The 18,818-nt window shown below is 29.4% G+C and carries 18 protein-coding genes; 17 read left to right on the forward strand and 1 reads right to left on the reverse strand.

Translation table 11 applies throughout. The features are described 5' to 3' along the window. The first annotated feature begins 107 nt into the window (after window positions 1-107). From NST64_RS04870 to fumC, 9 genes are all read left to right on the forward strand, one after another. A complete protein-coding gene (locus NST64_RS04870) occupies window positions 108-1,166 on the forward strand; it encodes a PTS transporter subunit IIC (protein ID WP_107632356.1) in 1,059 nt (352 codons plus the stop codon). A 120-nt stretch (window positions 1,167-1,286) separates the two neighbouring features. Next, window positions 1,287-2,741: an ABC transporter substrate-binding protein/permease gene (locus NST64_RS04875; protein WP_340731098.1), complete on the forward strand. Its 1,455-nt coding sequence runs from the start codon at window positions 1,287-1,289 to the stop codon at window positions 2,739-2,741. After that, entirely contained in the window at window positions 2,734-3,456 is a 723-nt protein-coding gene (locus NST64_RS04880) for an amino acid ABC transporter ATP-binding protein (RefSeq protein ID WP_002449645.1), read from the forward strand. The genes NST64_RS04875 and NST64_RS04880 overlap by 8 nt, the downstream gene beginning before the upstream one ends. 261 nt (window positions 3,457-3,717) lie before the next feature. Then, window positions 3,718-4,839 carry a tRNA epoxyqueuosine(34) reductase QueG gene (queG, locus tag NST64_RS04885; RefSeq protein ID WP_002449664.1) on the forward strand — a complete coding sequence of 374 codons (1,122 nt, stop codon included), beginning with the start codon at window positions 3,718-3,720 and terminating at the stop codon, window positions 4,837-4,839. A gap of 1 nt (window position 4,840) precedes the next feature. Beyond that, window positions 4,841-5,311 (forward strand): tRNA (uridine(34)/cytosine(34)/5-carboxymethylaminomethyluridine(34)-2'-O)-methyltransferase TrmL, encoded by a 471-nt coding sequence (gene trmL, locus NST64_RS04890; protein WP_002449676.1) that lies wholly within the window; start codon window positions 4,841-4,843, stop codon window positions 5,309-5,311. A gap of 159 nt (window positions 5,312-5,470) precedes the next feature. Next, entirely contained in the window at window positions 5,471-6,070 is a 600-nt protein-coding gene (locus tag NST64_RS04895; protein ID WP_002449669.1) for a 6-phosphogluconolactonase, read from the forward strand. A gap of 22 nt (window positions 6,071-6,092) precedes the next feature. Beyond that, window positions 6,093-6,266, forward strand: coding sequence for an SAS053 family DNA gyrase inhibitor (locus NST64_RS04900; protein ID WP_254388735.1), 174 nt, complete (start codon window positions 6,093-6,095; stop codon window positions 6,264-6,266). A 110-nt stretch (window positions 6,267-6,376) separates the two neighbouring features. After that, on the forward strand, window positions 6,377-6,769 hold the full coding sequence (locus NST64_RS04905; RefSeq protein ID WP_002449658.1) for a hypothetical protein: 393 nt from the start codon (window positions 6,377-6,379) through the stop codon (window positions 6,767-6,769). A gap of 138 nt (window positions 6,770-6,907) precedes the next feature. Continuing rightward, a complete protein-coding gene (fumC, locus tag NST64_RS04910; protein ID WP_077700531.1) occupies window positions 6,908-8,293 on the forward strand; it encodes a class II fumarate hydratase in 1,386 nt (461 codons plus the stop codon). A 78-nt stretch (window positions 8,294-8,371) separates the two neighbouring features. On the opposite strand, the gene NST64_RS04915 is transcribed toward fumC, so the two are convergent. Beyond that, window positions 8,372-9,196, reverse strand: coding sequence for an RluA family pseudouridine synthase (locus tag NST64_RS04915; protein ID WP_002449623.1), 825 nt, complete (start codon window positions 9,194-9,196; stop codon window positions 8,372-8,374). 137 nt (window positions 9,197-9,333) lie between these two features. On the opposite strand from NST64_RS04915, the gene NST64_RS04920 reads away from it, so the two are divergent. From NST64_RS04920 to yhaM, 8 genes are all read left to right on the forward strand, one after another. Continuing rightward, complete coding sequence (locus NST64_RS04920) at window positions 9,334-10,443, forward strand: GAF domain-containing sensor histidine kinase (protein WP_002488425.1); 1,110 nt, start codon at window positions 9,334-9,336, stop codon at window positions 10,441-10,443. 14 nt (window positions 10,444-10,457) lie between these two features. After that, complete coding sequence (locus tag NST64_RS04925) at window positions 10,458-11,081, forward strand: response regulator (protein ID WP_002449659.1); 624 nt, start codon at window positions 10,458-10,460, stop codon at window positions 11,079-11,081. 249 nt (window positions 11,082-11,330) lie between these two features. Further along, complete coding sequence (gene xdrA / locus NST64_RS04930; RefSeq protein WP_002449642.1) at window positions 11,331-11,795, forward strand: XRE family transcriptional regulator XdrA; 465 nt, start codon at window positions 11,331-11,333, stop codon at window positions 11,793-11,795. Between the two features lie 220 nt (window positions 11,796-12,015). Continuing rightward, a complete protein-coding gene (locus NST64_RS04935; RefSeq protein ID WP_002488440.1) occupies window positions 12,016-13,146 on the forward strand; it encodes a DUF445 domain-containing protein in 1,131 nt (376 codons plus the stop codon). Between the two features lie 71 nt (window positions 13,147-13,217). Next, window positions 13,218-13,562: a YlbF/YmcA family competence regulator gene (locus tag NST64_RS04940; protein ID WP_002449654.1), complete on the forward strand. Its 345-nt coding sequence runs from the start codon at window positions 13,218-13,220 to the stop codon at window positions 13,560-13,562. Window positions 13,563-13,712: 150 nt separating this feature from the next. Next, window positions 13,713-14,909: a metallophosphoesterase family protein gene (locus NST64_RS04945; protein ID WP_002449617.1), complete on the forward strand. Its 1,197-nt coding sequence runs from the start codon at window positions 13,713-13,715 to the stop codon at window positions 14,907-14,909. Beyond that, window positions 14,899-17,835: an AAA family ATPase gene (locus tag NST64_RS04950; protein WP_107632355.1), complete on the forward strand. Its 2,937-nt coding sequence runs from the start codon at window positions 14,899-14,901 to the stop codon at window positions 17,833-17,835. The genes NST64_RS04945 and NST64_RS04950 overlap by 11 nt, the downstream gene beginning before the upstream one ends. Beyond that, window positions 17,832-18,773: a 3'-5' exoribonuclease YhaM gene (yhaM, locus tag NST64_RS04955; RefSeq protein WP_002449625.1), complete on the forward strand. Its 942-nt coding sequence runs from the start codon at window positions 17,832-17,834 to the stop codon at window positions 18,771-18,773. Before NST64_RS04950 ends, yhaM begins: the two co-directional genes overlap by 4 nt. Window positions 18,774-18,818: the final 45 nt, after the last annotated feature.

Consider the following 18,818-nt stretch of genomic DNA (forward strand, 5'->3'; position numbering starts at 1 on the left):
TCTACTTAATCCTTTTTTATTTGATCATTTTTTAACTACTTATTTTATATTGTATAAAACGGTATAATATAATATTATATAGCTAATATTTAAAAATGGAGGCTATTATGAGTAGAACTAGAATAAACTTAAAATATTTTTTTAGTAATATTCTTAATGCAGTTGGTGCAGGAGTAGTTATTGCATTACTTCCTAATGCACTTTTAGGAGAACTACTAAAATTATTTAAAGATCAACATCCAAATTTAGAGCTTGTTTTTCAATTAGTGACAATTATTCAATCGTTTATGGCATTTATTATTGGAATACTGGCAGCACATCAATTCAAATTTAGTGGTGCGGGTGCTAGTATGATAGGTGTATCAGCAATGTTAGGCTCTGGAGCTATACAAATGAATGCAAATGGTATTGCATTAAAAGGAATTGGCGATATTATAAACGTGATTTTAGTTATTATTATCGCATGTGCTTTATATTTATTATTACAAGGAAAATTTGGTTCTTTAGAAATGATTATTTTACCTGTATTTATTCCAGTAGTCAGCGGATTAATTGGATTAACGACTTTGCCATATATACAAATTATTACAAAAAGTTTAGGACATATGATTAATTCATTTACTGAATTTAATCCTCTAATTATGTCTATCTTGATAAGTGTGACATTTTCACTACTAATGGTTACGCCAATTTCTCTAGTTGCTATTGCTACAGCTATTAGTTTAAATGGGTTAGGTAGTGGTGCAGCAAACATGGGAATTGTTGCTGCATGCGTTACTTTTTTCTTTGGTTCTTTACGTGTTAATTCAGTTGGTGTCAATTTAGTTTTATTTATTGGCGCTGCGAAGATGATGATTCCTGTTTATTTAAAACATTTAATCATTGCAATACCATTAACCATTAATGGTATTATTTCAGGTTTGTTAACATACTTCATTGGTATAAAAGGAACACCATTATCAGCTGGATTTGGTTATACAGGATTAGTTGGTCCAATTAATGCGTTTAATAGAATGCCGGGTGATTCGACATTTAATATTATTCTATTAGCATTAGGTTATTTTATTGTTCCATTCATTAGTGCTTTTATTATTCATGAATTATGCAAAAAGTTTATACCATCTTATAATGATAATATTTATAGATTTGAAATTACACATCAATAATATTATTTTAATGGTATTTAAGCATCTATATTACTATAGATGCTTTTTTTGTTTAAAATTTTTATTGCATATTAATTCTTTATTATGTATAATAATTAAAAAGTTATAGGAGGTTGCTATATGAAATATATGTTTAAAACAATTATCATAGCAATCTTAATTAGTTTGACCTTTATAAATATAGAACCTATGGCTCATGCTGATCAAGATGCAAAATGGGAAAAAATTAAGGAAAGTGGAGAATTAAGGGTAGGATTATCAGCTGATTATGCACCATTTGAATTTGAAAAGACTGTAAAAGGTAAGAGTGAATACGTAGGTATAGATATTGATTTAGCTAAAAAAATTGCTAAAGATAATCACTTAAAATTAAAAATTGTGAATATGCAATTTGATAGTTTACTCGGTGCATTAAAAACGGGAAAAATTGATGTTATTATTTCTGGTATGACTTCAACACCAGAAAGAAAGAAAGAAGTTGATTTCTCGGATTCTTATACTAAAACGGGCAATGTAATGCTTATTAGAAAAAGCGATAAAAATAAATTTCATACATTAAAAGACTTTTCTAATAAAAAAGTTGCGGCACAAAAAGGGACTGAACAAGAAAAAATTGCTCAACAAGAAATAGAGAATGCAGACATTAGTTCATTAAATCGTCTACCTGATGCTATTCTTGCAGTTAAAAGTAATAAGGTAGAAGGGTTAGTAATAGAAAAACCCGTTGCTGAAGCATATGTAAAACAAAATAACAGCTTAATGATAGCCAATGTGAATTTTAATGAAGAAAAGAAAGATAATGTCATAGCTGTGCCAAAAAATTCACCTATTCTTTTAGCAAATGTCAATAAATCTATTAAGGAAGTCAATGACCAACATTTAATTAGCAAATACATGGACAAAGCTTCTAAAGATATGCAAGACGATAGTAGCTTTTTTGATAAGTATGGTGCATTTTTCATCAAAGGACTTAAAAATACAATTTTAATATCAATGATTGGTGTAGTATTAGGAGCAGTATTAGGAGCTTTAATTGCTTTAGCTAAATTGAGTAAGTTTAAATTGCTGTCATGGATTGCCTCTATTTACATAGAATTTTTAAGAGGAACACCGATGTTAGTTCAAGTATTTTTAGTTTTCTTTGGAACGACAGCTGTTCTAGGTTTAGATGTTTCAGCATTAGTATGTGGTACTATCGCACTAGTTATTAATTCTTCTGCTTATATTGCAGAAATATTTAGAGCTGGAATTAATGGTGTTGATAAAGGGCAAACAGAGGCAGCTCAATGTTTAGGATTAAATTATTCTAAAACAATGAGATATATCATTTTACCCCAAGCAATTAAAAATATTTTACCAGCACTAGGTAATGAATTTGTAACACTAATTAAAGAATCATCTATTGTTTCTACTATTGGAGTAGGAGAAATTATGTTTAACGCTCAGGTTGTACAAGGTATTTCATTTGATCCTTTTACACCGTTAATTATCGCTGCGATAATGTACTTTATTTTAACATTTACATTGTCTAGAGGTATGAGTTTAATCGAAGGGAGAATGAAAGCCAGTGATTAAAGTTCAAAATTTAAATAAGTCATTTAATAAAAATGTAGTACTCAAAGATATTAATTTAGAGGTTAATAAAGGAGAAGTTGTAGCAATTATAGGGCCATCAGGAAGTGGTAAAAGTACATTATTAAGATGTATGAATTTATTAGAAACTCCATCAAATGGAAAAGTGATTTTTGAAGGAAAAGAATTAACACATAAAAATATAAATTTAAATGAATTACGTCAAAAAATGGGAATGGTATTTCAAAATTTCAATTTATTTCCTCACAAAACAGTATTAGAAAATGTCATTTTAGCACCTAAGTTGTTAAAAAATGTTGATTTAAAAAAGCTAGAAATTGAAGGTAAAGCACTTCTAAAAAAAGTAGGGCTTGAAGAGAAAGCTAATGCATATCCTTCTCAACTCTCTGGCGGACAAAAACAAAGGGTAGCAATAGCAAGAGCTTTAGCTATGCATCCAGATGTCATATTATTTGATGAGCCAACATCAGCACTTGATCCTGAAGTTGTTTATGAAGTACTTAAAGTTATGAAAGATTTAGCTAAAGAGGGTATGACAATGGTGGTTGTAACTCATGAAATGGGTTTTGCTAAAGATGTTGGTGATAAAGTAATATTTATGGCAGATGGATATGTCGTTGAAAGTGAAACACCTGATCAATTATTTAATCATCCCAAACATGAAAGAACTAAAAACTTTTTGGCGAAAGTATTATAGCATGTTGTATGTAAAGACTAATAAAACATTTATAAGGTTTTATGTCTAAAAAGTAATAAAAGTTAATTAAGAAAAGAAGATAGAATGTATTCTGAATTATAAACATAGACTTTCTTTATGAAATTCTCAAAGTTAAAGAATCTGAGACACTTCAAAGTATATCTCAGATTCTTTTTTATTTATAAAAATATTTAATATCATAAAAAATTAAGATTATGTTAAAATGTTCTATGGACTTTTTTATAGGAGGCAAGAGTGTTGATGAACCATCAACTTAAACAGGAAATCATTGACTATGCGTATTCCATTGGTATAGATAGTATTGGTTTTACTACCGCTGATCCTTTCGATGAACTGAAACAAAAGTTAGTAGATTATCATGAAAAAGGTTATGCATCAGGTTTTGAAGAATCAGATATTGCGCTGCGAACAGAACCTAAATTATCTTTACCCACAGCGCGTTCTATCATAGCTATTGCTGTTGGTTATCCAAATAAGCTAAAGGGAGCGCCGAAAAGTGTAAAAGGCGATAGAAGAGGAATGTTTGCGAGAGCCTCTTGGGGTCAAGATTATCATTCAATTATGAAAAAAAGATTAGATAAATTAAGTGAATTTATTCAATCTAAGGTCCCTGATGTCGAAATAAAAAGCATGGTTGACACTGGCGTACTTTCAGATCGCGCTGTAGCTGAAAGAGCAGGATTAGGATTCATTGGTAGAAATGGATTTGTTATTAATCCAAAACTAGGGACTTGGACATATTTAGGAGAAATGTTAGTTAGTATTCCTTTTGAACCAGATGATCCTATATTAGACAGTTGTGGAGATTGTACAATTTGTGTAGATAGATGTCCAACGGGCGCTTTAGTAGGGAATGGTCAACTGAATTCTCAAAAATGTATCAGCTTTTTAACTCAAACTAAAGGATATTTAAAAGATGAGTATCGATATAAAATCGGTAATCGTCTTTATGGTTGTGATACTTGTCAACAAGTTTGTCCGAAAAATAGAGGTATTAATACAACCCACGAAGATATTATTTTAGAACCTGAAATATTAAAGCCACGTTTAGTTCCATTGTTACAAATGAGTAATAAAGAATTTAAAAATACTTATGGTCATTTGGCAGGAGCATGGAGAGGTAAAAAACCTATACAGCGGAATGCAATTATTGCACTTGCACATTTTGGTGAAGAAGCGGCTATTCCTGAATTAAAGGAAGTAGCATTGAATGATCCAAGACCCATGATAAGAGGAACAGCATATTGGGCTATTGGTCAAATACTTGGCAATGATGCAAGAACATTTATTTATGAGCACTATGATAATGAGATTGAAGAAGTTCAAGTTGAAATGAGAAAAGGACTAGAAATGAGGAAATAAAATGACAAATCATATTGTGTTATTCCAACCAGAAATACCTGCAAACACTGGAAATATCGCACGTACATGCGCAGGTACTAATACACACTTGCATTTAATTAAACCATTAGGCTTTAGTACAGATGACAAGATGCTAAAACGAGCTGGATTAGATTATTGGGAACATGTTAATATCACTTATCATGAAAATATTGAATCATTTTTCGAAGTGACAAATGGTAAATATTATTTACTTACTAAATTTGGTAAACAAACTTATAGTGATTTTGATTTTTCAAATACTGAAATAGAAAATTATTTTATTTTTGGTAGAGAAACGACAGGTTTACCAGATTGGGTGAAAGAGAAGTATGCAGATACTGCTTTAAGAATTCCTATGAGTGATCATATTCGCTCTTTAAATTTATCTAATACTGCTGCTTTATTGATTTATGAAGCATTGCGACAACAAAATTTCCCAGGATTAAAGTAGAATTTAAAATTAATTACTATAATAGAATAAAAAATGTTATATTTATTAATGAATTATTATAAAAATTTTAAAATAGTTTGATATCCCCTTAAATAGGGTAATTTAGTAAATAAATGAATTATTTTAGTTGAACTTTACATTTAGAGGAGTGTAATTATTATGGCAATGAATTTTAAAGTATTTGAAGATAAACAACATGCAGCAGATTATGCTGGAGATATTATTAGAAAACAATTTAACAATAACCCAACTACCATTGCTGGATTCCATTTAAACAAGGATTCTGCACCTGTATTAGATGAACTAAAAAAGTCAGTTGATCGTAACGCTGTAGATTTTAGTCAAATTAATATTCTTGATTATGATGATAATCATTCGTTCTATGAAGCTTTAGGTGTACCTTCTGAGCAAGTATATTCTATTAGTCTTGATGATGATGCCGAATCATTAATCAATGATAGAATTAAAACAAAAGAAAATAAAGGGAAACTGACTTTACAAGTTGTTTCAATCGATAACACTGGACATTTAGATGTTAATATTCGTCAAGGTTTGATGAAAGCACGTGAAATTATCTTAGTTGTAACTGGTGCTGAAAAAAGTGAAGTTATCAAACGATTATATGAAGAAAATGGTAAATCAAACTTTTTACCAGCTGATTTAAAAGTACATCGTATGGTAACAGTTGTTTTAGACAGAGCTGCTGCTGATGGATTACCAGAAGATGTTAAAGAATACTTCACAGCGAGATTTGCATAATATTTAATTTTATTGTGAGGTTATTTTTATGAGTAAAGATAGTAAACGTAATTATCATGAAGACGAAAATGCAATGGTTCAAAATATGAATGATTTAGAAGCATTAGGAAAAGAAATGGAACAGATTTCTGAAGAAAATGATGAAGATAAATATAATCAAACACATGATTCAGAAGCGCGTTCAGATTTAAATTAATATATTTTAGCATTTTAATTAATTGCTTCGGTAGATTAATTAAAATGCTTTTTTTATGTAATACAACTTATGATACAATATATTTTAATGAAAATGAAGGAGATAAAAATATGTTACATAAGTATTGGCTACCTTTAACAATTATTACAATCATTGTTAGCTTAATTTCTATTAAAGGTTTTCCCATTGCTCTAGGAGCACTCTATCTACCAGTGTTATTTAAAGTGATTCAATTACAATTGAATTTATCAAAAGATTTAATCGATAATGCAACTGCTCATCCATTCATTAAGAGTAATCAAAAAGGAATTATGATTAGTGTGATATGTATATTAATTGTAACCGGAATCTTGGCATATACACTTAATGATTTTTATCGAAGTTTAGGTGGGGGTTTAGGTATATTAGTAAAGATAAGTCCTGTTACGCTGGTCATAAGCGCTATTTTGTATATAATAAGTGCTATTTCAGTTGTAAAAGCAGTAAAATATAAATATGAATAAGATTTAATTCTTAAACACGTGAAGTAATACAACTTCATGTGTTTTATTTTATAAATGAAACCGCTTTATATTCGAATTGCTACATTAATTTTATTAATGATATACTATTACTAAATCATAAATAAGGGGGATTATTGAATGTCTGTAAGAATTGAACATGATACGTTTGGTGAAATTGAAGTACCATCTGATAAATATTGGGGCGCACAAACTGAAAGAAGTAAGCGTAACTTTCCAGTAGGTAAAGAACATATGCCTATTGAAGTGATTTATGGTTTTGCTCAGTTAAAAAGAGGTGCTGCGCTTGCTAATCATGAATTAGGAAAATTAAGTGATACTAAGAAAGATGCTATCATTTATGCTTGTGACTTAATTTTAAAAGGAGAACTTGATGGTCATTTTCCTTTAGTTGTATGGCAAACTGGAAGCGGTACTCAAAGTAATATGAATGTAAACGAAGTCGTAAGTTATGTGGCTAATGAGTACTTAAAAGAACATAATAGCGAGGAATCAATTCATCCCAATGATGATGTTAATAAATCTCAAAGTTCGAATGATACTTTCCCAACAGCGATGCATGTTGCTTTATACCATGAAATTGAAACGAAATTAGAACCTGCTTTAAAAAATTTACGAGACACGTTTAAAGAAAAAGAAAACCAATATCAATCAATTATTAAAATTGGTAGAACTCACTTACAAGATGCTACTCCAATTCGATTAGGACAAGAAATTAGTGGATGGCGTTATATGCTAGATAAATGTGAACAATTATTGGCTGAATCTAAACAACATATTTTAAATTTAGCTATTGGTGGAACAGCAGTTGGAACAGGAATTAATGCACATCCAGAATTTGGAGATAAAGTAGCTAAATATATCTCAGAACATACTGGTTATGCATTTGTTTCATCTGAAAATAAATTTCATGCTTTAACTTCACATGATGAAGTGGTGCAACTTCATGGAACACTAAAAGCATTGGCAGCAGACTTAATGAAAATAGCAAATGATATAAGATGGCTTGCTTCAGGACCTAGAGCCGGACTTTCAGAAATTTCGATTCCAGAAAATGAACCAGGTTCATCAATTATGCCAGGCAAAGTTAATCCAACACAATGTGAAATGCTAACAATGGTTGCAGTACAAGTGATAGGAAATGATACGACAGTAGGTATAGCGAGTTCTCAAGGTAATTTTGAACTTAATGTATTTAAACCTGTGATTCTTCATAATACATTGCAATCTATTTACTTATTAGCTGATGGAATGGAAACATTTAATGAAAATTGTGCTATAGGTATTGAACCAATTGAAGAAAATATCAATCATTATTTAAATCAATCATTAATGCTTGTAACTGCACTAAATCCTCATATTGGATATGAAAAAGCGGCTCAAATAGCTAAAAAAGCTCATAAGGAAGGTTTAACACTTAAAGAATCAGCAATTAATTCTGGCTATGTTACAGAAGAACAATTCGAGAAATGGATTAAACCAGAAGATATGGTCGATCCTCATTAAAATAACATTACCAATTGAAATGCTCCTTTTAAAGATAATGCTTTGATCTGCGTTATCTAAAAGGAGCATTTTTAAAATTTATTCATCATCTAAACTTACAGAAATCAATTCTTGAGTAAGTGGATGAGTGAATTCTATCTTATAACTATTCAATTCTAATTGACGTAAGGTAGCATCTCCATATAATGGATCACCTATGACAGGATGACCAATTTCTGCTAAATGTACACGTATTTGATGAGTACGTCCTGTATCTAATTTTATTTCCAATTGACAAATGCCTTCTTTAATCATTTTTGATGTTAAGATATGAGTGATAGCTCGTTGCCCGGTATTAGAAATACGACGCTTATTGGGATGAAATTTATCTTTACCGATTGGCATATCAATTGTTTGTGGTTTTAGAGGTAGTAATGCTTTTACATTTGCACGATAAATACGGGTAATTTGATTCTCTTCAAGCATTCTATCTAGTATTTTTTTCATTAAAGGATTTTTAGCAACAATTAATAACCCCACAGTTTCTTGGTCTAGACGATGAATCGGTTCAACGTAGTCGCTATCCATGGTATAGATAACATGGTTCATTAGTGTATTGCTTTCTTTTAAATCATTTGGATGAGTTTTAACCCCTTTAGGTTTTACCACAATCGCTAAATCGTTATCTTCATATGCAATCTGTGCGTAACGATAACTTGGTAAATAATTACTTTTTTCTTTAGGGGTAGGAATATAAACAACATCATTTGTGACAACTTTATCTGTCAATTTACTAGATTGTTGATTAATCGTGATATCTTTAGACATATTTAATTGGTGTAAATCTTTTTTTGGTAGTTTTAACTTTTGAAAAATTTCACGTAACGTATAATTATTGAAAGTTTCAGGTACATTGAATTTCATAATATCCTCCTATTATATTCTGTTTAATCATATCATAATTTACAATGATAATTATAAATGTTTTCATTAGTCTATTTTTAAATTTAAAAAATGAACGATATAATAATAAATGCAAAATAACAAAATGGGGCGAAAATATGGAGAAACCGACACGTTTAGCATTATTAAAAGAAATTGCTGAATATCTAAATGAAGAAACTGAATTATATAATATGATGAATAAAGCATTGGATTATTTAATCAATGGCAGCAATTTTACAACAGGTTGGATTTTTTTTATCAATAAAAAAGGTGAACAAGAACTTGTAGCTAGCACTGACTTACCTCATTCATTAAAAAATAATAATTGTAAGTATTTAAACAATGGTACGTGTTGGTGTGTCAATGCTTATCATCATAAAAATTTAACAAAAGCATCTAATATTATAAATTGTTCAAGAATCAATTTAGCTAACCAAGAAAGTCAAAAAGATGATTATCTTATTACGCATCATGCGACAGTACCACTTAGATCAGGAGATGAACAGTATGGATTATTAAATGTCGCGACACCTCATACTGTAGTATATAGTCAAGATGATTTAGAGTTATTAGAATCAGTAGCTTTACAAATCGGTTCTGCAATTAAACGTATATACTTAACAGACCAAGAAAAAGAAGCAGCACGCACAAGTGAACGAAATCGACTAGCACGTGATTTACATGATTCAGTTAACCAAATGCTTTTTTCATTAAAACTAACAGCTCATGCTGCACATGATATCACAGAGGATAGAACAGCTAAAAAAGCATTTAAGTTGATTGAAGATACAAGTCAAAACGCAGTAAATGAAATGCGTGCGTTAATTTGGCAACTTAAGCCAATTGGTTTAGAACATGGATTAGTGAATGCGATTGAACATTATGCGAATATGTTAGATTTAAAATTAAACATCGAAGTAAGAGGATTGATTAAATTATCCAATTTAGTTGAAGAAAATGTGTATCGAATGATTCAAGAAGCTCTAAATAATACGAAGAAACATGCACAAACGAATCATGTATCTATTAACATTCAACAAAATGAAAATCAATTATATATTAAAATTTATGATGATGGAAAAGGATTTAATGTGCGTGATGACTTAAATCAAACGACGCATGGTCTAAAAAATATAAAACAACGTATTCATAGTTTAGATGGAGAATTTAACATACAATCAGATAAACTAATGGGGACAACTATTTATCTTAATATTCCAATTTAAAGTAGGTGATAAATTTGGCAAGTATCGTTTTAATCGATGATCATCACATCGTTAGACAAGGACTAGAATTTCTAATTTCAACAGTTGAGGGTTTAGATATACAAGCAAGTTTTTCAGATGGTGAAGCATTTATTAAATATTTAAATGAGAATAATATTCCTGATTTAGTATTATTAGATTTAGTTATGCCTAATATGAATGGTATCGAAGTGACGCATTATATAAAAACATATTACCCTTACATAAAAGTGTTAGTGCTTACAAGTTATGTGGATGATGAATATGTTATGTCTGCCATTAATGAAGGTGCTGATGGTTATGAAATTAAAGATGTTGAACCACAAAAGCTGATTGCTACTATTACTAAAGTATTAAATAATGAGAAAATAATACATCCAAAAGCTAAAAATGTAATTGATGCAATGCATGAAAAACCACACTTTAATAATAAATTATCTAAAAGAGAGATGGAAGTATTAAAAGAAATGGTGAAAGGTAAGACAAATAAAGACATTGCAAAAAGTTTATTTGTATCTGAGAAAACAGTTAAGACACATGTCAGTCATATATTTAATAAATTGCAAGTTTCAGATCGGACACAAGCTGCTATATATGCTATTGAAAATAAATTAATATAAATTGAATAGGTCTATTAGAAATAAAGACGGTATTTTTAAAATAGGATAATAATAAATAAATGACTTATATTATTATTTTAATTATTTTGATAATTTTGCCATTTATAAAATTATACGTAAAAACAAAAATTTCTCTTTTCATTTTATTGAAAATATATTAAGATGTAATTTGTGTTTCAAGAAATGTGTATTATTGCAATTTCTTGCGTCCGGATAAAATAACTCCTATTAGAAAGGTAGAGAAGAGTAATGGATAGACAGAGTTTTACAGATTTAATTCAAACAAAATTTAAAATGGTGCGTATTGAAGCAGGATACACACAAGATACTATGGCACAAACAATAGGTCTTTCTAAAAAAACACTTGTTCAAATCGAAAAAGAACGGGTATTACCAAACTGGACAACTTGTGTATCAATTTGTGCTTTATTTAGAGATTCAGATGTTTTAAATAACACATTTGGTTGTGATCCATTAGAAATTGTACAAACAATTTCAAGAAACCATTGTGCATATCCTAATCATTCTACAACAAGTGATATTTATTGGAATACAATGGAAACTCGTAATGGATTTATTTTACAAAGTAATAAAGTAAGTAATATCTATAGAGTGCTTAATCCTGAAAAACAACCTATTTTTGGAACATCTAAATTAAGAGAAGCAGAAACTTACTTTAATAGAAATGCTAAAGAAGAATTAATGCACGTTTAATTTTAATATAAATAAGATATAGTGATAGAAGAGTTGACTTTCAACTGAATCACTATTTTCAATTAATAATGAATTCACTGTCATTTTGCGATGAATTCATTATTTTTTTATTTCAAAAATTTGTAAATATAAATGTACGTTGAACAATTAAGTTATGAAGTTTACATTTGTCATGGTATAATTTTGCTATTGCTTATATAAAAATTAAGGAGTTATTTAAATGCAAGCAGTATTAGTAGTCATCTTTATGATAGTAATAGGAGCAATCATTGGCGGTGTCACGAATGTTATAGCTATTAGAATGTTGTTTCACCCCTATAAAGCGCATTATATATTTAATATGCGAATTCCATTTACACCTGGTTTAATACCTAAAAGAAGAGATGAAATTGCAACAAAGATAGGACAAGTGATTGAAGAACATCTCATTACAGAAACATTGATTCACAACAAACTAAATGAAACAAAAACTAAAGAAACGATTAATAAATTAGTTAAGGAGCAAATAACGAAATTAAAAAGTGATCAAGCTACAATTCGTTACTTTGCTGAGAAATTTGATATTAAAATTGATTACTTAGTCAATGAGAAATTAGAAGATACAATTTCACACAAGCTATTAGCTTTTTATAATGATCATCGAAATGAAGAAGTGATTAAGTTACTATCAAAAGAAACTAAGCGAATAATTGATAAGAAAGTCGAGCCATTAGGAGATTTATTATGCGAAAGAGCACGTGTTTATTTGTCCTCTGATAAAGGCGCTCGTGATATTTATGACATGCTTGATACATTTTTTGATGAAAAAGGTAAAATCGTTGGATTACTACAAATGTTTATGACAAAAGAAAGTATTGCAGATAGAATCCAACATGAATTGATTCGTTTAACCAATCATCCTAAAGCAAAACGTATTGTAAACCAAGTGATTGATAATGAATATGAGACGCTGAAACGACAACCACTTAAGAAAATCATTGATGAGGCTCAATTTTCAAAACTATCAGACTCAGTTACATTACTTATTACTTCATATTTAAATTTAAATGAAAAAATAGATAAACCACTTAATCAACTATCACCAAGATTAATGCAATATTTAGAGACAACGTTATCAGATAAAGTTACACAACTTATTATTAGTCAAGCATCCAAACATCTCTCAACTATAATGCAAAAAATTAATCTACGTAAATTAGTAGAAGATCAAATCAATACATTTGATTTAGATTACATTGAAAAGTTGATTATTGAAATTGCTAATAAAGAATTAAAATTAATTACCTTATTAGGATTTATATTAGGTGGTATTATTGGCCTTTTCCAAGGTTTAATCGCAATTTTTGTATAACTAATCATAATATGTTATGGTATTAAAGAGTTGTCAAAACATCATTATTACACGAAGGAGTGCAATTTAAAATGGCAGTAAATTTATATGATCATGCAAATCAACTAGAACAAGCATTAAGAGATAGTGATGAATACAAAGCTATTAAAGATGCTTTTGCTAAAGTTAAAGAAAATGAAGAATCTAAAAAATTATTCGATGAGTTCCGTGAAACTCAAATGAATTTCCAACAAAAACAAATGCAAGGTCAAGAAATTCCTGAAGAAGAATTAGCTAAAGCTCAAGAACAAGCTCAAGCTATTGAAAAAGATGAAAATATTTCACAATTAATGCAAGCAGAACAAAAAATGAGTCAAGTTTTCCAAGAAATTAATCAAATTATTGTAAAACCTTTAGACGAAATTTACGTTGACTAATTAATAATTTAAGTAATGGATACTACGCGATTTTTTCATAAAATTGCGTAGTTTTTTTATGTCAAAGTTCATCGACCCATATTCATAAGATATGGTAAAATATAGTAATACATAAAGATACCTTATCAAACATTTAAGGAGCTTAAATTAATGGTTAAATTTATTCACTGTGCAGATTTGCATCTTGATAGCCCTTTTAAATCTAAACAACAATTATCGACAAGTATTTTCGAAGATGTACAAAAAAGTGCCTATGAGAGCTTTAAAAAAATTGTAGATGTAGCATTAAAAGAAGATGTTGATTTTATGTTAATTGTAGGAGATTTATTTGATAGTGAAAATCGCACATTACGTGCTGAAATTTTTTTAAAAGAGCAATTTAAACGTCTAGAAAAAGAACAAATATTTGTATACATATGTCATGGGAATCATGATCCTTTAACAACTAGAATTACAGATAATTGGCCTAATAATGTATCAGTATTTTCAAACCGTGTTGAAACCTATCAAGCGATTACTAAAGCTGGAGAACAAATTTATATTCATGGTTTTAGTTATCAAAACAATACAAGTTATGAAAATAAAATTGATGAATATCCATCTAGTCAAGGAAGTAATGGTATACATATAGGAATGCTTCATGGGACTTATAGTAAATCTAAAATAAAACAGCGTTATACTGAATTTATGTTAGAAGATCTTAATCATAAACTGTATCATTATTGGGCACTCGGTCATATTCATCAACGTCAAGAACTAAGTGATATGCCGCCTATTCATTATTCAGGTAACATTCAAGGTCGCCACTTTGGTGAAATAGGAACTAAAGGTTGTTTGCTTGTAGAAGGGGATCATCTACATCTTGAAACAACTTTTATACCAACTCAGTTTATACGTTTTGAAGAAGCTACAATTAAGACTGATAAAATTTCAAAACAAGGTATCTATGAGGAAATTCAAAAGTTTAAGAAACAAGTTCGTGAACAAGGTAAAGCATTTTATAGATTGACGATTAATATAGATAATGACAAAATTTTATCAACACAAGATATTCTTCAAATAAGAGAAATGATTAGTGAATATGAAGAAAATGAACATGATTTTATTGTCATTGAAGATATGATTCTTAATTATATACAGAATGAAGAAACACCTCTTATAAATGAATTTTCTAAAGAACTCATAAACGATGACAAAGTGTTTGAAGAGGCAATGACAGATTTATATTTAAATCCAAGAGCTTCAAAATATTTAGAAGACTACACCACTTTCAATAAGGCAAAACTCATTCATCGAGCTGAGAAAATATTGAAAGCAGATATGAGAGGTGAAGAAATTGATTATTAAATCACTTGAAATATACGGTTATGGTCAATTCGTACAACGTAAGATTGAATTAAATCAGACTTTTACTGAAATTTATGGGGAAAACGAAGCAGGTAAATCAACCATACAATCATTTATTCATTCAATTTTATTTGGTTTTCCCACAAAGAAAGAAAAAGAACCGCGTTTAGAACCTAGATTGGGAAATCAGTATGGGGGCAAGCTAACGCTTATTTTAGACGACAAATCTGAAATTGAAGTTGAGCGTGTAAAAGGTAGTGCTCAAGGTGATGTAAAAGTTTATTTAGAAAATGGATTGATAAGAGATGAAGCATGGCTTAAGAAGAAATTAAACTATATTTCAAAAAAGACATATCAAGGAATATTTTCATTTAATGTACTTGGTTTACAAGATATTCACCGAAATTTAGACGAACAACAATTACAAAGCTATTTATTAGAAGCTGGTGCTTTAGGATCTTCCGAATTTACATCTATGGGGCAAATTGTTAATCAGAAAAAGACTACGCTTTATAAAAAAGCTGGAAAGAACCCAATTCTAAACCAACAAATTGAACAACTAAAACAATTAGAAGCACAAATAAGAGATGAAGAAACCAAATTAGACGAATATCAACGTCTTATAGATGAAAAAGATAAATCAGAACGCCATCTTTCTCATTTAAAAGAAAATCTTAAGCAATTATCAAAAATGCATGAAAATAAGCAAAAGCAGTTAGGGCTTCATGCTCATGCGCAAGAATGGAAATCACTTGAGTATCATTTAAATATCGAACCGTTGAAGTTCCCAGAACAAGGTATTGAACGATATGAAACTGCATTAAAATATAAACAATCACTTGATCGAGATATAGGATTAAGGGATGAGAAGATAAGACAACTAGAAAATGAATTTAATTTAATTCAGATGCCTGAGGATAGAACTGTAAGTGATATGTATCATCTTTATCAACAAGAGAGTGATATCAAACAATCTGAATTAAAATCTAAGGCTTTAAAAAAGGAAATAGAAACTTTTGAACATTCTCAGCAAACATTAAAAGATGATATCGGTTGGAATGAAGTTTATCATGAAGCGGATACTTCTGAAACAATGAAAGATTATATAAGTGAAAAAATTAAAAATCATAATCATCAATTAAATCAAAAGCAACAAGTTGAACGTATGATTGGTGAGCATAATATTGAAAAAAAGGAAATTGAAAAGGAAATTAAGTCATTGGAAAGTGAACTCGTTTCTGAAACAGCACTTGAAAAGAAAAAAGAATATAATCAGCAAAAAATAGAATTACATGAAAAAGAAAGTTTATACTCAAAATTAAAAGCCTCCTTTGAATCAGAAAAAGAAAGAAAACAAAAACAATATCGATGGTTGAAAATCAGCTTTATCATTTTGGCTTTGATAAGTGTTGGTTTGACTATTTTTGCATTTATTACAACTAGTATCACTTTTAGTATTATTTTTGCAATTCTTACTGTGATATTTTTAGTAGGTTTATTCTTTAGTAAAAATAAAGATATTGATTATAGTGAAACAATTAGTGAGGAAATTAGTGATTTAGAACAACAACTTAAAGCACTCGAAGATAAATACGATTTAGATTTCAATCTAGATGATCAGTACCAATTGCGTGAACGTTGGAATAATGCTAATAATACTAAAACAGTACTTTCTAATAAACTTAACCATCAACATTCAATTTTATCAGATATTCAGTCTTCAATTGATGCATTAGCACAGGATATTTCCGAAGTCAAACAAGACATTAAAGTATCAGATAAAATGTCAGATGAACGTTTAGTAGATATTTTGAAAACAATGAATCAACTTAAAGCTAATGATAAACAACTTAATAAATTATTATTAGAGAACATAGAGTTAAACCAAAATTTAATTAACTTCTATGATTATGCCCAGGATGTTACTAAAGATAGTTTCGATGAGTTTAATAAAATTTCATTATTTAATGATTTGAAACGTTGGATTTCTCAGTATGAAAGTAAAAAAGAAAAGAAAACGCAATTACGAAATCAATTAACCTTATTAAGTAAAGAATTAAAACAGTTAGAAAGTCGTTTGGATGAAAATAAAACAACTATAAACGAGTTGTTTAAATATATCGAAGTGCAAAATGAAGAACAATATTATCAACATTACGAAGCTTATCAACGTTATCAACAAAAACTATCACGATTCAATGATTTATCTACCTATTTGAGTAATCATGAATTCTCTTATGAAGATAGTTCTGTTTTAAGTGAAAAAACAACTGCTCAATTAGAAGAAGAAGATCAAATGTTAGCTCAACAAGTTGATGATTATAATGATAAATATTTGGAGAAACAAACTGAAGTGAGTGAACTTTCTTCACGTATTCATCAAATGGAAACAGATAAAACACTATCTCAATTGCGCCATCAATATTATAATTTAAAAAATAGAATGAATGATATTGCTAAAGATTGGGCAAGCTTAAGTTATCTTGAGACACTAATTAATGAGCACATTAAACAAATTAAAGATAAACGACTACCATATGTGATAGATGAAGCCATTAATATTTTCAAAACATTAACTGATGGTAAGTATAATCTAATTACTTATGAAAATGATTCAATTAAAGTTAAACATCGAAATGGACAAATGTATCATCCACTTGAATTAAGTCAATCAACGAAAGAGTTGCTATATATTTCATTAAGACTTAGTTTAATTAAGGTGTTGAAACCATATTATCCTTTCCCAATTATCATTGATGATGCATTCGTACATTTTGATAAACAAAGAAAATCAATGATGTTAAACTATTTAAGAGAATTATCTCAAGAACATCAAGTATTGTACTTTACTTGTACAAAAGATACTACGATTCCTTCTCGAGAAATGCTGATATTAAATAAAAAAGAGGAAGGCGGTAAACGATGAGAAACGTAGAAAAATTAAATCCTGGTGATTCGGTTGAGAATTTTTTCTTAATCCACAGAGCAACACAAGGTGTAACAGCACAAGGTAAAGACTATATGACATTATATCTTCAAGATAAAAGTGGAGATATTGAAGCTAAACTATGGACTGTCACAAAAGATGATATGAAAATCCTTAAACCAGAAATAATTGTATGGGTAAAAGGGGATGTTATTAACTATCGTGGCCGTAAACAAATGAAAGTCAACCAATTTCGATTAGCAACAGCAGAAGATGGAGTGAAAACACAAGACTTTGTAGATGGTGCGCCACTTTCACCTAACGAAATTCAAGATGAGTTATCACATTTTATCTTAGAAATTGAAAATGCACATTTACAACGTATTACGCGTCATTTATTAAAAAAATATCAAGATAAATTCTTTACTTATCCTGCAGCAAGTTCTCATCATCATAACTTTGCAGGAGGATTAAGTTATCATGTATTAACAATGTTAAAAATTGCAAAATCATTGTGTGATATCTATCCATTATTAAATAGAAGTTTGTTATATAGCGCGATTATTTTACACGATATTGGTAAAGTAAGAGAATTAAGTGGACCAGTTGCCACAACGTATACGGTAGAAGGTAATTTGCTTGGACATATTTCAATAGCAAGTGATGAAGTTGCTGAGACGGCAAAAGAACTTGGCATTGATAGTGAAGAAGTCATGTTATTGCGACATATGATTTTAGCACACCATGGAAAAATGGAGTTTGGTTCTCCTAAATTGCCACATCTAAAAGAAGCAGAAATTTTATTCTTTATTGACAATATTGATGCAAAAATGAATATGTTTGATAAAGCATTTAAGAAAACAGAAAAGGGACAATTTACTGAAAGAATCTTCGGTATGGATAACCGTCAATTTTATAATCCAGAGAAGTTAGATTAATATTAATAGGCGAAAAAAGGTCGGAACAATTTGTTCCGACCTTTT

The sequence above is a fragment of the Staphylococcus sp. FSL W8-1268 genome, assembly GCF_038003965.1.
GTDB lineage: Bacteria > Bacillota > Bacilli > Staphylococcales > Staphylococcaceae > Staphylococcus > Staphylococcus hominis.

Coding starts and splice junctions, on each gene's coding strand:
- NST64_RS04940 (WP_002449654.1), top strand. CDS start 13,218: ATGGCAGTAAATTTATATGATCATGCAAATCAACTAGAACAAGCATTA.
- NST64_RS04895 (WP_002449669.1), top strand. CDS start 5,471: ATGGCAATGAATTTTAAAGTATTTGAAGATAAACAACATGCAGCAGAT.
- yhaM (WP_002449625.1), top strand. CDS start 17,832: ATGAGAAACGTAGAAAAATTAAATCCTGGTGATTCGGTTGAGAATTTT.
- xdrA (WP_002449642.1), top strand. CDS start 11,331: ATGGATAGACAGAGTTTTACAGATTTAATTCAAACAAAATTTAAAATG.
- NST64_RS04920 (WP_002488425.1), top strand. CDS start 9,334: ATGGAGAAACCGACACGTTTAGCATTATTAAAAGAAATTGCTGAATAT.
- NST64_RS04875 (WP_340731098.1), top strand. CDS start 1,287: ATGAAATATATGTTTAAAACAATTATCATAGCAATCTTAATTAGTTTG.
- NST64_RS04935 (WP_002488440.1), top strand. CDS start 12,016: ATGCAAGCAGTATTAGTAGTCATCTTTATGATAGTAATAGGAGCAATC.
- trmL (WP_002449676.1), top strand. CDS start 4,841: ATGACAAATCATATTGTGTTATTCCAACCAGAAATACCTGCAAACACT.
- NST64_RS04915 (WP_002449623.1), bottom strand. CDS start 9,196: ATGAAATTCAATGTACCTGAAACTTTCAATAATTATACGTTACGTGAA.
- NST64_RS04945 (WP_002449617.1), top strand. CDS start 13,713: ATGGTTAAATTTATTCACTGTGCAGATTTGCATCTTGATAGCCCTTTT.
- NST64_RS04905 (WP_002449658.1), top strand. CDS start 6,377: ATGTTACATAAGTATTGGCTACCTTTAACAATTATTACAATCATTGTT.
- fumC (WP_077700531.1), top strand. CDS start 6,908: ATGTCTGTAAGAATTGAACATGATACGTTTGGTGAAATTGAAGTACCA.
- NST64_RS04870 (WP_107632356.1), top strand. CDS start 108: ATGAGTAGAACTAGAATAAACTTAAAATATTTTTTTAGTAATATTCTT.
- queG (WP_002449664.1), top strand. CDS start 3,718: ATGAACCATCAACTTAAACAGGAAATCATTGACTATGCGTATTCCATT.